The following is a 14,126-nucleotide window of genomic DNA, read 5'->3' as shown; positions in this document are numbered from 1 at the left end:
TGAACACGTGAATTAATTACTTCGTAATAACTTCTTTTCCACCCATATACGGACGCAACACTTCTGGAATGACAACTGAGCCGTCTTCCTGCTGGTAATTTTCAAGGATCGCCGCTACTGTACGACCAATCGCTAAACCACTACCATTCAATGTATGCACATACTCAGGCTTCGCGCCCGCTTCACGACGGAAACGAATATGCGCGCGACGTGCTTGGAAGTCTTCAAAGTTTGAACAAGATGAGATTTCACGGTAAAGATTCTGTGTTGGAATCCATACTTCAAGATCATACTTTTTAGCAGCCGTAAAGCCAAGATCTGCTGTACACATTTTCAACTTACGGTATGGAAGCTTTAACAGCTGCAACACTTTCTCTGCATGTCCTGTCAATTTCTCCAATTCATCATAAGAATCTTCCGGTTTCACAAAACGAACCAGCTCCACCTTGTTAAACTGATGTTGACGGATCAATCCACGCGTATCACGGCCCGCAGATCCCGCCTCTGATCGGAAGTTTGTGCTATACGCAGCAAACGCGACCGGAAGCTGTGCATTATCCAAAATTTCATCGCGGTAAAAGTTCGTAACAGGCACTTCAGACGTTGGAATTAAGAAATAATCCTCTTCTTGAATCAAAAACGCATCCTCTTCAAACTTCGGAAGTTGTCCTGTTCCCGTCAAGCTCGCACGATTAACCATATAGGGAGGAAGCATTTCCTCATAGCCATGCTCATCCTGATGCAAGTCCATCATGAAGTTGATCAACGCACGCTCTAAACGAGCACCCATCCCACGGTAAAAGACGAAACGACTTCCCGTTACTTTCGCAGCTCGCTCGAAATCAAGCAGCTTCAAGTCCGTACCGATTTCCCAGTGTGGCTTCGGTTCAAATTCAAATACTGGGAGCTCTCCCCAAGTAGCCACTTCAACGTTGTCATCCTCACTATCACCAACAGGAACGCTTTCATGTGGGATATTTGGAATACGCATCATAATGTACTCGAGTTGTTCCTCTACCTGGCTAAGTTCCTCGTCGAGTTTTTTAATGTCGTCTCCAACCGCACGCATACGTGCAATTAATTCATCTGCGTCCTCTTTATTGCGTTTCATTTCTGCAACCTTTTGGGATACTTCATTACGTTCTGCTTTCAATACTTCTACTTTTGCAATCAATTCTCTGCGTTTTTCATCGAGACCACCGAATTTATCGAAATCTGAAAGGTCTTCCCCGCGTTTCGCGAGCTTTTCCTTCACTTCATCGAAATTGGCACGAACTTTTTTAATATCAAGCATGGACAATTCCTCCTTAAAATATTGACGATGATGGATTCTAGGCAATAAAAAAAGCCCTCAAATCCCCTAATAAAAGGGACGAGAACTACCCGCGTTGCCACCCAAATTGACCGGACATGTATCATCCAATCCACTTCATTGAAATAACGGTTCAAATACCGGCATAGGCTTACTCATTCGTTCAGCCCAGCTACTCAGGAACGGATTCACAAGTGTTTTTACCGACTCTCACCACCCGTCGGCTCTCTTCAAAAAAACGTGCTTGCTACTGCTTTCCATCATCGTCTCCTATTTGCAATTACAAATACCTTACTACATGCACACCGTTTTGGCAAGCCTTACAGCGAAGAATTGTATTCGCTTTCAACAGCTCCTATTTCAGTAACAACGCAATCTGTTCAAAATAAGCTCGTTCATGGGGTACAAAATCAGACAATCCTATTTCCGACGTCATTCCGTCAAAAATATTAGTACAAAGCACCGTTTCCAACTCCGTAAAAAAAAGAGCCACCAATACCGATTTTTCCACTGCATGCACACTTGCCACTTCCTCTTGTTGTAGTAAAAATTGGCTCGGCTTATACGTGGATTGATAGATAAATACATTTGCAAATTCACGGTCGATAAAGCCCGGTAATCTAATGATATCCTGTACAATGCCTTTCGAATGTATTTTTGTCAAATCCACCACTAATCCTAACTCTTCCTCTACTTCACGAATCCCATCCATCACCGTCTCCGTCGCCAAAATATGACCGGCAGCTGTAATGTCAAATAAACTCGGAAAGTCTTTTTTCGTAGCACTTCTTTTTTGAATGTAGACAAATTCATCATCAATCAACCAACAATGAAATGTTTCGTGCCATAGTCCTTGTCGGTGCACTTCATCCCGGCTGGCTTCTTTCACGTATGTATAGCTTTCGTCAAAAACTTTTAATCTTTCCACATCTACCACCTCCATTCTAGTATACAAAAATGCAAAGAAATATACCCGAAGATTTATTTTCACCTTCCCTATTTTCCCAGTACTCAGTATAATGAAATTGACCTTGTTAAAATTACTGATTCCCTATAAATCGAAAAGGTCAGATAGGATGATCACAATGGATATGCTATTAATTAAGTTAGAAAAAAATCAAAGTGTTCCATTATACGAGCAGATTTACGACCAAATCCGTCGAGATATTACCAATGGCAAATTACCTATCGGCATGAAACTTCCTTCCAAACGTAAACTTAGTGATTTTCTGAATATTAGTCAGACAACCGTCGAATTTGCTTATTCACAACTTGTAGCTGAGGGGTTCATTTCATCTAAACCTCGCAAAGGATATTATGTACAAGCCATTGAAGAACTTGCCTATGTTCAACCTGTAGAACTTACAGCGAAATCCATCCATCGAAAAAAAGAAGATGTATCCATTGATTTTTCACCCGGTAAAATTGATACAGAATCATTTCCATTCACGCAATGGCGGAAATACGCTAAAGATGTCATCGACGAATCTTCACAGAACCTTCTGCTGCTCGGCCATCCTCACGGTGATAGCGAGCTGCGACAAGAAATTGCACGCTATCTATATCATTCCCGTGGCGTCGATTGTACACCAGAGCAAGTCATTATTGGCTCTGGAACAGAACAGCTCATGCCACTCGTTATCCGAATCCTTGGTAAAAATGCAACCTATGCGATTGAAGACCCTGGTTATCCACTGACGCATCATGTCTTTTTTCACAATGATCGAAAAGCAATACCTATTGCCGTCGATGAAGAAGGGTTAGATGTACGGGCTCTCCAGCGCTCAGGGGCAACCGTTGCCTATGTGACACCCTCACATCAGTTCCCAACTGGCACCGTCCTTTCTGCGGCTCGCAGGACCGCTTTAGTAAACTGGGCTTCGGCGCAAGACGAGCATTTCATTATTGAAGATGATTATGATAGCGAATTTCGTTATACAGGACGCCCCATCCCATCCTTGCAAGGAATGGACAAAGGCGGCAACGTCATCTATTTGAGTACATTTTCAAAATCGCTCATGCCATCGCTACGGATTGCCTACATGGTGCTCCCGCCCGTATTGCTCGACAGATATGAGAAAGCCTTTATTTATTACGCGGCTACCGTACCACGACTCGACCAGCATATTCTTGCGCGCTTCATGGCAGATGGGCATTTTTCACGTCATTTGAATAGAATGCGTAAAATTTATCGACGTAAACTGCAAGTTCTAGCCGAAGCACTCACGGCTTACGCGCCTTACATCTCATTTTCTGGTGATGAAGCAGGTATGCATATCATTATCACCGTCCATACCCATGCCACTGAAGATTCGCTGGTAGAAGCCGCTAGTCTAGCGAATATCCGTGTCTATGGTCTAAACGGTTACAGAACAGCTCCGATGACAGGTGAGCCCTCATTCCTAATTGGCTTTGGCGGACTATCTGTCGATGAAATAGCAGAGACCGTGGACGCCCTCATGAAAAGTTGGCATATTGAAAAAGACGCGGAATCCAGTTAAGGATCCCGCGTCTTTTATTTTATTTAAACAAACCTTTAACAAAACCAGTTGCGCCATTCCAAATTCCCGCGAAGAAGTCACCAATCGCACCCATCATTAGGGAGAACCAACCTGCCTTATCGACAGCAGCCTTTGTGACAACATCAACTCCTGGACTATCGGCGTCAATGAAGCCATAATCAGTTCCTTCTGTTTTCACCAGCTTCACATGACCGACAACCGCATCTTGTTCAACTGGTGCTTGAAGTGAACCCTCTTTCAATTTTGATTCATCAATCGTTAATTCAGGAACATACAATTCCTTTTCACTCGTTTTGACCATCATACGAATGGGTTCCTTCACTGCAATGGATACTTGTTTTTCTTTGCCTTTAATCACATCGAGTTCTTTTTGATCATCAAACTGATAACCAGCGGGAACGAATTCTACCTCAGAGAATTGGCTAAAACCATAATCAAACAAAGCGCGTGTTGCGTCGAATCGTGCTTTGTATGAACCGACACCGTTTGCATCGACCGCTTTCATGACCACAGAAATAATCCGCTTTCCATCACGTGTTGCAGTCCCTGTAAAGGAATGCCCTGCAAAATTCGTTGTACCTGTTTTCAGACCGTCAACACCTGCATATTCATAAACGAACCCCGGAAGCATGAAATTCCAGTTGTCCATCTTGATGGCATCCGTTGTACCTTCACGGAAAATTTTTGTATTGATTTTTGTTGTTTCCAGAACTTCTGGATAATCATGAAGCAAATGATAAGCAAGCTTCGCAACAGACTTTGCAGGCATGACGTTCTCGTCCTCTGCGCCTGTCCCTTGTGGATGCATCCCCTGTAGATCGCTATTATTCAAACCAGTCGAATTGACAAATTTATAATCTTTCAAGCCAAGCTCTTCTGCTTTTGCATTCATCAGCTTCACAAACTCAGTTTCTGTACCTGCAATCGTTTCAGCAACAGCAATTGTCGCTGCATTTGCAGAATAGATGGCGACTGCTTCATATAATTCACGAATGGTATACGTACCATCTCTTCGTAGCGGTACGTTACTAAGACGTCGATCCTGTGAAATCGCATATGAGTAGTCGTTCACTTTATATTCTTGATCCCAGCTTATTTTTCCTTCTTTAATCGCCTCAAAAAGGAGATACTCTGTCATCATTTTTGTCATACTTGCAATGCCTAGTGGTGTATCTGCATTTTCTTCATATAAGATTTTTCCACTTTCTGCATCAATTAAAATAGCACCATCCACATGGATACCCAATGGAGACTCCGCTTTAACTGGAGCTATGCCGAATGTTGTTACTACTAGTAGTGGCATTAACAATACAGCCACCCATTTCCTCATTTTGTGTTTCACTATACTACCTCCGTCATTGCTATTTCCCCAACGTCATTTTATCATAATTTCACTACTGCATGGGAACTAAACCAAAAAAGCACCTTTCCGCTCATATGTAGACGCGGGAAAGGTGCTAAAGTTCCTTCACTTTGACTCCAAATTTTGGTGCTTTATTTTCTTAGAGCGAGTAGTTAGGCGCTTCTTTTGTAATTTGTACTTGGTGTGGATGACTTTCACGTAATCCAGCACCCGTCATACGTACAAACTGTGCTTTTTCTCGTAGATCATGTAAATCCTTTGTACCGCAATAACCCATCCCCGCACGTACGCCACCTACTAATTGATGGATTGTATCAGATAGTGGACCTTTATATGGCATACGGCCTTCGATCCCTTCTGGTACAAGCTTCTTCGCATCATCTTGGAAGTAGCGATCTTTCGACCCACGCTCCATCGCCGCAACCGAGCCCATTCCACGATATACTTTAAAACGACGACCTTGGAAGATTTCAGTTTCTCCAGGACTTTCCGTAGTACCTGCTAGAAGACTTCCGAGCATCACAACATGTCCACCCGCAGCAAGCGCTTTGACGATATCTCCAGAATATTTAATTCCACCATCTGCAATAATCGTTTTGCCTTGTCTACGTGCTTCTGTTGCACATTCGTAAATCGCTGTAATTTGTGGAACACCAACTCCAGCAACTACGCGTGTCGTACAAATCGAACCAGGACCAATTCCAACCTTTACAACATCAGCACCTGCTTCGTAAAGCGCACGCGCACCTTCAGCAGTAGCAATATTTCCTGCGATAATATCAAGGTCAGGGTATGTTTGTCTAATTTGTTTAACGGTATCTAGAACACCCTTAGAATGCCCATGAGCCGTATCAATCACTATGACATCGACCTCGGCATTGACAAGCTTCTCAATGCGTAACATCGTATCGGATGTAACACCAACTGCCGCACCGACAAGAAGACGACCATGCTTATCTTTTGCAGCATTTGGGAACTCAATCACTTTTTCAATATCCTTAATTGTAATCAAACCTTTAAGAATTCCAGCTTCATCAACAATCGGAAGCTTTTCAATTTTGTACTTCTGTAAGATTTTCTCTGCATCTTCAAGAGTTGTCCCAACAGGAGCTGTCACAAGATTTTCTTTCGTCATGACATCATCGATAATCAATGAATAATCCTGAATAAATCGAAGATCACGATTTGTCAGGATTCCGACAAGCTTCAACTCTTCATTATTATTAACAATTGGAACGCCAGAAATACGATATCTGCCCATCAAATGTTCAGCATCGAAAACTTGATGTTCAGGCGTAAGATAAAATGGATTTGTAATAACCCCATTTTCAGAACGTTTAACAGTAACCACTAGCTCCGCTTGCTCTTCGATACTCATATTCTTATGAATGATACCGAGCCCGCCTTGACGTGCCATCGCTATTGCCATCTTCGACTCTGTGACCGTGTCCATTCCAGCACTAATAACTGGGATGTTTAGTTTAATCTTCTCTGTAAGATTAACGGCTAGTGACACATCTTTAGGTAATACTTCAGACGGTCCCGGTATAAGCAACACATCATCAAATGTAAGTCCTTCACGCGAAAACTTTGATTCCCACATTCCATTACGCCTCCTAGTATATATATTCTCAGTTGAATATTATTAAAAGGGTATCAGCGGATACAATAGCTGTCAAGGAAGTAATATCAAGAAAGAGTATTCCTATTATTCGCTAAACAATTTGATTGATTGAATGCCTCATTTTGAGGGGTGAAGTTTGCGGAGCAATCCGTTCCAAGACGTTCCCTTCACGGTCAATTAGAAATTTTGTGAAGTTCCATTTAACCCCTTCTGTCAGCAAACCTTTCTGTTCCGAAGTAAGGAATGTAAATAAAGGTTCGGCATGTTCACCTTTAACATCCACTTTCGCAAACATTGGAAATGTCACACCAAAATTGATTTCACAAAACTCTATTGTCTTTTCAATATCATCAAATTCTTGATTGTTGAAATTATCCGACGGAAAACCAAGGATAACCAAGCCTCGCTCCTTATACTCCTCATAAAGTTCCTGTAATTCTTTAAACTGACTTGTGAAGCCACATTTACTCGCCGTATTGACAATGATCAATGTCTTTCCTCTATACTCTTCCATCGCTTGAAGTTGACCATTCACTTTTTTCAGCGAGAAATCATAAATTATTGTCATAAAGTGCAACTCCTTTTATAAAGATTATACAAGCAAAATGATAAATAGGGTACTTATAGATATTGAATCAATTGATTATTAAAATTAAACAACAAAAAAGCCATTACCTAATTGGTAATGACCATGTGCCCGGCGACGTCCTACTCTTGCAGGGGGAAACCCCCAACTACCATCGGCGCTGAAGAGCTTAACTTCCGTGTTCGGGATGGGAACGGGTGTGACCTCTTCGCCTTCGTCACCAGACTATGTTGAGCTTGTTCACTCAAAACTGAATAATACGACAGTGTGTTTCACAAATCAGGGCCAACCTGCCCTTTTTACTAGAAGGTTAAGTCCTCGTTCGATTAGTATCTGTCAGCTCCACACGTCGCCGCGCTTCCACCCCAGACCTATCAACCTCATCTTCTTTGAGGGAACTTACTTACTTGCGTAATGGGAAATCTCATCTCGAGGGGGGCTTCATGCTTAGATGCTTTCAGCATTTATCCCGTCCACACATAGCTACCCAGCGATGCCTTTGGCAAGACAACTGGTACACCAGCGGTGTGTCCATCCCGGTCCTCTCGTACTAAGGACAGCTCCTCTCAAATTTCCTGCGCCCGCGACGGATAGGGACCGAACTGTCTCACGACGTTCTGAACCCAGCTCGCGTACCGCTTTAATGGGCGAACAGCCCAACCCTTGGGACCGACTACAGCCCCAGGATGCGATGAGCCGACATCGAGGTGCCAAACCTCCCCGTCGATGTGGACTCTTGGGGGAGATAAGCCTGTTATCCCCGGGGTAGCTTTTATCCGTTGAGCGATGGCCCTTCCATGCGGAACCACCGGATCACTAAGCCCGTCTTTCGACCCTGCTCGACTTGTAGGTCTCGCAGTCAAGCTCCCTTATGCCTTTGCACTCTACGAATGATGTCCAACCATTCTGAGGGAACCTTTGGGCGCCTCCGTTACTCTTTAGGAGGCGACCGCCCCAGTCAAACTGTCCACCTGACACTGTCTCCTGCCCCGATAAGGGGCATGGGTTAGAAGTCCAATACAGCCAGGGTAGTATCCCACCAACGCCTCCTCCGAAGCTGGCGCTCCGGAATCTTAGGCTCCTACCTATCCTGTACAGGCTGCACCGGAATTCAATATCAGGCTACAGTAAAGCTCCACGGGGTCTTTCCGTCCTGTCGCGGGTAACCTGCATCTTCACAGGTATTATAATTTCACCGAGTCTCTCGTTGAGACAGTGCCCAGATCGTTACGCCTTTCGTGCGGGTCGGAACTTACCCGACAAGGAATTTCGCTACCTTAGGACCGTTATAGTTACGGCCGCCGTTTACTGGGGCTTCAATTCAAAGCTTCGCTTGCGCTGACCTCTCCTCTTAACCTTCCAGCACCGGGCAGGCGTCAGCCCCTATACTTCACCTTACGGTTTTGCAGAGACCTGTGTTTTTGCTAAACAGTCGCCTGGGCCTATTCACTGCGGCTCTCTCGGGCTTTAACACCCTAACAGAGCACCCCTTCTCCCGAAGTTACGGGGTCATTTTGCCGAGTTCCTTAACGAGAGTTCTCTCGATCACCTTAGGATTCTCTCCTCGCCTACCTGTGTCGGTTTGCGGTACGGGCACCTCCCGCCTCGCTAGAGGCTTTTCTTGGCAGCGTGAAATCAGGGACTCCGGAGATTAATCTCCTCGCCATCACAGCTCAATGTTATAGGAACGGGATTTGCCTCATTCCACACCTTACTGCTTAGACGCACATAACCAACAGTGCGCTCACCCTATCCTACTGCGTCCCCCCATTACTCAAACGGCGGGGAGGTGGTACAGGAATATCAACCTGTTATCCATCGTCTACGCCTTTCGGCCTCGACTTAGGTCCCGACTAACCCTGAGCGGACGAGCCTTCCTCAGGAAACCTTGGGCATTCGGTGGAAGGGATTCTCACCCTTCTTTCGCTACTCATACCGGCATTCTCACTTCCAAGCGCTCCACCAGTCCTTACGGTCTAGCTTCAACGCCCTTGGAACGCTCTCCTACCACTGATACCAAAGGTATCAATCCACAGTTTCGGTGATTCGTTTAGCCCCGGTACATTTTCGGCGCAGCGCCACTCGACCAGTGAGCTATTACGCACTCTTTAAATGATGGCTGCTTCTGAGCCAACATCCTGGTTGTCTGGGCAACGCCACATCCTTTTCCACTTAACGAATACTTGGGGACCTTAACTGGTGGTCTGGGCTGTTTCCCTCTCGACTACGGATCTTATCACCCGCAGTCTGACTCCCAAACATAAATCATCGGCATTCGGAGTTTGTCTGAATTCGGTAACCCGGGATGGGCCCCTAGTCCAAACAGTGCTCTACCTCCGAGATTCTTAAGTTTGAGGCTAGCCCTAAAGCTATTTCGGAGAGAACCAGCTATCTCCAGGTTCGATTGGAATTTCACCGCTACCCACACCTCATCCCCGCATTTTTCAACATACGTGGGTTCGGGCCTCCAGTAAGTGTTACCTTACCTTCACCCTGGACATGGGTAGATCACCTGGTTTCGGGTCTACGACCCCATACTCATTCGCCCTATTCAGACTCGCTTTCGCTGCGGCTCCGCATTCACTGCTTAACCTTGCATGGAATCGTAACTCGCCGGTTCATTCTACAAAAGGCACGCCATCACCCATTAACGGGCTCTGACAACTTGTAGGCACATGGTTTCAGGATCTATTTCACTCCCCTTCCGGGGTGCTTTTCACCTTTCCCTCACGGTACTGGTTCACTATCGGTCACTAGGGAGTATTTAGCCTTGGGAGATGGTCCTCCCGGATTCCGACGGAATTTCACGTGTTCCGCCGTACTCAGGATACACTCTGGAGAGAATGGACTTTCGACTACGGGGCTTTTACCCGCTACGGCGGACCTTTCCAGGTCGCTTCGCCTAATCCATTCCTTTGTAACTCCGTATAGAGTGTCCTACAACCCCAGGAAGCAAGCTTCCTGGTTTGGGCTTTTCCCGTTTCGCTCGCCGCTACTCAGGGAATCGATGTTTCTTTCTCTTCCTCCGGATACTTAGATGTTTCAGTTCTCCGGGTCTGCCTCGTTTACGCTATGTATTCACGTAAACGTACTGCCCCATTATGGGCAGTGGGTTTCCCCATTCGGAAATCTCCGGATCAAAGCTTACTTACAGCTCCCCGGAGCATATCGGTGTTAGTGCCGTCCTTCTTAGGCTCCTAGTGCCAAGGCATCCGCCATGCGCCCTTTCTAACTTAACCTTTTGGGTTCAATCCGCTTAACGCTTCATGAATTCCATTGGTGACTTTTCATCAACAGCGATGTATCCGAAAAAGTCGTAAAAAGGTATTGCAATCGTAAATAACAAGTTATTTACGTGGTTGATTCTTGATTTGTTACTATCAATGTCGTTTTATCCAGTTTTCAATGAACAAGTTTAAAAAAGGCATCTCTTATTATAAAAGATAAACCTTCAAAACTGAACGCAAAACGTCAACTTGCAGACCCCTAGGGTCTACATTCCGAATAATTCCTTAGAAAGGAGGTGATCCAGCCGCACCTTCCGATACGGCTACCTTGTTACGACTTCACCCCAATCATCTGTCCCACCTTCGGCGGCTGGCTCCCGTAAGGGTTACCCCACCGACTTCGGGTGTTACAAACTCTCGTGGTGTGACGGGCGGTGTGTACAAGACCCGGGAACGTATTCACCGTGGCATGCTGATCCACGATTACTAGCGATTCCGGCTTCATGGAGGCGAGTTGCAGCCTCCAATCCGAACTGGGAATGATTTTATGGGATTGGCTCCCCCTCGCGGGTTGGCAACCCTCTGTATCATCCATTGTAGCACGTGTGTAGCCCAGGTCATAAGGGGCATGATGATTTGACGTCATCCCCACCTTCCTCCGGTTTGTCACCGGCAGTCACCTTAGAGTGCCCAACTAAATGCTGGCAACTAAGATCAAGGGTTGCGCTCGTTGCGGGACTTAACCCAACATCTCACGACACGAGCTGACGACAACCATGCACCACCTGTCACCACTGTCCCCGAAGGGAAAGGCGTATCTCTACACCGGGCAGTGGGATGTCAAGACCTGGTAAGGTTCTTCGCGTTGCTTCGAATTAAACCACATGCTCCACCGCTTGTGCGGGTCCCCGTCAATTCCTTTGAGTTTCAGCCTTGCGGCCGTACTCCCCAGGCGGAGTGCTTAATGCGTTAGCTGCAGCACTAAGGGGCGGAAACCCCCTAACACTTAGCACTCATCGTTTACGGCGTGGACTACCAGGGTATCTAATCCTGTTTGCTCCCCACGCTTTCGCGCCTCAGCGTCAGTTACAGACCAGAAAGCCGCCTTCGCCACTGGTGTTCCTCCACATCTCTACGCATTTCACCGCTACACGTGGAATTCCGCTTTCCTCTTCTGTACTCAAGTCCCCCAGTTTCCAATGACCCTCCACGGTTGAGCCGTGGGCTTTCACATCAGACTTAAAGGACCGCCTGCGCGCGCTTTACGCCCAATAATTCCGGACAACGCTTGCCACCTACGTATTACCGCGGCTGCTGGCACGTAGTTAGCCGTGGCTTTCTAATAAGGTACCGTCAAGGTACGGGCAGTTACTCCCGTACGTGTTCTTCCCTTACAACAGAGCTTTACGATCCGAAAACCTTCTTCGCTCACGCGGCATTGCTCCATCAGACTTTCGTCCATTGTGGAAGATTCCCTACTGCTGCCTCCCGTAGGAGTCTGGGCCGTGTCTCAGTCCCAGTGTGGCCGATCACCCTCTCAGGTCGGCTACGCATCGTCGCCTTGGTAGGCCATTACCCCACCAACTAGCTAATGCGCCGCGGGCCCATCCTACAGTGACAGCCGAAACCGTCTTTCAGAGTTGGTTCATGCGAACCAACTGATTATTCGGTATTAGCCCCGGTTTCCCGGAGTTATCCCCATCTGTAGGGCAGGTTGCCCACGTGTTACTCACCCGTCCGCCGCTAACTTCTGGGAGCAAGCTCCCATCCATTCGCTCGACTTGCATGTATTAGGCATGCCGCCAGCGTTCGTCCTGAGCCAGGATCAAACTCTCCATAATAGAAGAAAATGAATAGCTCATTTCTTGCTGGCATTAAATTAATAATGTCATGTGTTTTGCTCGGGTGCGTTAAGCACCTTTGCTGTATTTCGTTGACGTTTTGCTGTTCAGTTTTCAAGGTTCATGTTGATATTGTTTGTTGTTGTTATTTCGCAAGCAACTTTTATATCATACCAAGTTGTGTTCCTCATGTCAACAACTAATTTCAATTTCTTTTTAGTTGTTTTTATGTATTTCGGAAGCGCAACGTTTATTAATATATCATCCTATCTTTTAAAATGCAATACTTATTTCAAAATAACTTTCGATACTCTTCTTTCATACCACAACAATCACCACGCAAAGCTTTGTTAGTCCTCTTCACGTGGCAATAATTCTTGCGTGGGCTATATTATAGTAGTTTATTTTCAAAAGACCTGAAAAAGTATCAACTTACTCTTCACCCAAGACGTTCTATATCAATACCTTCCCGACAGCAATATGACGATTAATTGTAAGGTCTAAAATAGTCCCGTCTACACTTTTCTTTATCATTGGACGTAATCTTGCATCACGGTGAACAAATACAACTTCTCCGATATCACCGTTCGTCAGTTGAACTTTTGTACCGATTGATAAATTACCTACTAAATCAAGTAATGCTTGAACAACTTTAATATCAAACTTTCCAAACTCTTCTTCCCTTATCATCTCAATCACTTTGAATGGAGATTCCTTAGCGCGATAAATCCGTTCAGATGTCATCGCATGGAAAACATCTGATACTGCAAGGATTTGCGCAAACACAGAAACTTGTCCCATTTTGTCACCGCGTGGATAACCACTTCCATCAAGGCGCTCATGATGTTGCAAAATGGCTAACTTCATCTCTTGACGCAACAAAGATGTATCTTGAATCATCTGATAGCTATATACTGTATGTTTTTTCACTTCATTAAATTCATTTTTTGTAAGAAACGCTGCCTTTTCTGTAATGATTGTATCGATTTTGGCCATTCCACAGTCTGCAAGAACACCGGCGAGACCAAGTTGCAGCACCTGACCTTTTGGGAATCCCATCTGTCCACAAATGGCCGATGCTAATATACCAACCGCGATGGAATGATGATACAAATAATCTTTTGGATCTGAAAGGTCGTTTAAAATGGTTAACATTTTCTTTTGGTCTATAAATGTCTCTAGCAAAGAGATTACGATTGAGCGAACTTTTGCAACATCAGGACGTTGACCTGCCCGCCATCCGATAAACTCTTTTTTGTAATTTTGAACTGATTCATTGTACTGCATTTGTAAATCTTCTAGTTTCATAGGGATTTTAGTAAGAATATCATCTGGATCTATTGGATTTTCTTGATCAATTTCATGTGCTTTATCTCTCTTCACGACAAGGCGTTCATGAACTTTAACTTGTTTCACATCAAAAATATGTAAGATTTCTAAATGATCGTGGGAAATGACTGTGTCTTTTCTCACAATCGGGTAGATGGTATTCGCGAATATATCCTCACTTATTACAAGACCAGGACGTAAATCATCTATCTTAATATATGCTTCGGTCATCAAGGTTCCCCTACTTTCACCTCTTAGTTCCCTTTATCATACTCTAAATATTACAAACAGACGATATAAAAAGGTATTGAAATGACTAATT

Annotated in this window: 7 protein-coding genes, 3 rRNA genes and 1 other annotated feature; of the genes, 1 reads left to right on the top strand and 9 read right to left on the bottom strand. The window is 45.0% G+C overall.

Going from position 1 to position 14,126, the window contains the following annotated elements; translation table 11 throughout:
* Positions 1 to 16 precede the first annotated feature (16 nt).
* Entirely contained in the window at positions 17 to 1,294 is a 1,278-nt protein-coding gene (gene serS, locus MKZ10_RS02575; RefSeq protein ID WP_342507612.1) for a serine--tRNA ligase, read from the bottom strand.
* A 71-nt stretch (positions 1,295 to 1,365) separates the two neighbouring features.
* Positions 1,366 to 1,585 (bottom strand) — a binding site (T-box leader).
* Between the two features lie 82 nt (positions 1,586 to 1,667).
* Entirely contained in the window at positions 1,668 to 2,240 is a 573-nt protein-coding gene (locus MKZ10_RS02570) for an NUDIX domain-containing protein (protein ID WP_342507611.1), read from the bottom strand.
* A 157-nt stretch (positions 2,241 to 2,397) separates the two neighbouring features.
* Here MKZ10_RS02570 and MKZ10_RS02565 point away from each other — a divergent pair, with 157 nt between their 5' ends.
* Positions 2,398 to 3,813, top strand: a complete 1,416-nt coding sequence (locus tag MKZ10_RS02565) for a PLP-dependent aminotransferase family protein (protein ID WP_342507608.1) — start codon at positions 2,398 to 2,400, stop codon at positions 3,811 to 3,813.
* A 19-nt stretch (positions 3,814 to 3,832) separates the two neighbouring features.
* On the opposite strand, the gene MKZ10_RS02560 is transcribed toward MKZ10_RS02565, so the two are convergent.
* The 7 genes from MKZ10_RS02560 to MKZ10_RS02530 all read right to left on the bottom strand — a co-directional run bounded on the left by MKZ10_RS02560 (position 3,833) and on the right by MKZ10_RS02530 (position 14,035).
* Complete coding sequence (locus MKZ10_RS02560; RefSeq protein WP_342507607.1) at positions 3,833 to 5,176, bottom strand: serine hydrolase; 1,344 nt, start codon at positions 5,174 to 5,176, stop codon at positions 3,833 to 3,835.
* 160 nt (positions 5,177 to 5,336) lie between these two features.
* On the bottom strand, positions 5,337 to 6,800 hold the full coding sequence (gene guaB / locus MKZ10_RS02555) for an IMP dehydrogenase (RefSeq protein WP_342507605.1): 1,464 nt from the start codon (positions 6,798 to 6,800) through the stop codon (positions 5,337 to 5,339).
* A gap of 112 nt (positions 6,801 to 6,912) precedes the next feature.
* Entirely contained in the window at positions 6,913 to 7,389 is a 477-nt protein-coding gene (locus MKZ10_RS02550) for a glutathione peroxidase (protein WP_342507603.1), read from the bottom strand.
* A gap of 127 nt (positions 7,390 to 7,516) precedes the next feature.
* A 5S ribosomal RNA gene (rrf, locus tag MKZ10_RS02545) occupies positions 7,517 to 7,632 on the bottom strand.
* Positions 7,633 to 7,713: 81 nt separating this feature from the next.
* Positions 7,714 to 10,646 (bottom strand): 23S ribosomal RNA (locus MKZ10_RS02540).
* A gap of 277 nt (positions 10,647 to 10,923) precedes the next feature.
* Positions 10,924 to 12,475: ribosomal RNA gene (locus MKZ10_RS02535) — 16S ribosomal RNA — on the bottom strand.
* Together the 16S, 23S and 5S rRNA genes form the textbook arrangement of a ribosomal RNA operon.
* A 453-nt stretch (positions 12,476 to 12,928) precedes the next feature.
* The gene (locus MKZ10_RS02530) at positions 12,929 to 14,035 is read right to left on the bottom strand and encodes an HD-GYP domain-containing protein (RefSeq protein WP_342507601.1); all 1,107 of its coding nucleotides are present in this window, start codon (positions 14,033 to 14,035) and stop codon (positions 12,929 to 12,931) included.
* Between the last annotated feature and the right edge of the window lie 91 nt (positions 14,036 to 14,126).

Source organism: Sporosarcina sp. FSL K6-2383 (assembly GCF_038618305.1).
Classification (GTDB): domain Bacteria; phylum Bacillota; class Bacilli; order Bacillales_A; family Planococcaceae; genus Sporosarcina.
Note: the sequence above shows the minus strand (reverse complement) of the source record. Positions and strands in the feature narration are given on the sequence as shown.

Bases quoted from the DNA above. Each gene is read 5' to 3' on its own strand.
- MKZ10_RS02565 (WP_342507608.1), top strand. From the start codon at position 2,398: ATGGATATGCTATTAATTAAGTTAGAAAAAAATCAAAGTGTTCCATTA.
- MKZ10_RS02550 (WP_342507603.1), bottom strand. From the start codon at position 7,389: ATGACAATAATTTATGATTTCTCGCTGAAAAAAGTGAATGGTCAACTT.
- guaB (WP_342507605.1), bottom strand. From the start codon at position 6,800: ATGTGGGAATCAAAGTTTTCGCGTGAAGGACTTACATTTGATGATGTG.
- MKZ10_RS02530 (WP_342507601.1), bottom strand. From the start codon at position 14,035: ATGACCGAAGCATATATTAAGATAGATGATTTACGTCCTGGTCTTGTA.
- serS (WP_342507612.1), bottom strand. From the start codon at position 1,294: ATGCTTGATATTAAAAAAGTTCGTGCCAATTTCGATGAAGTGAAGGAA.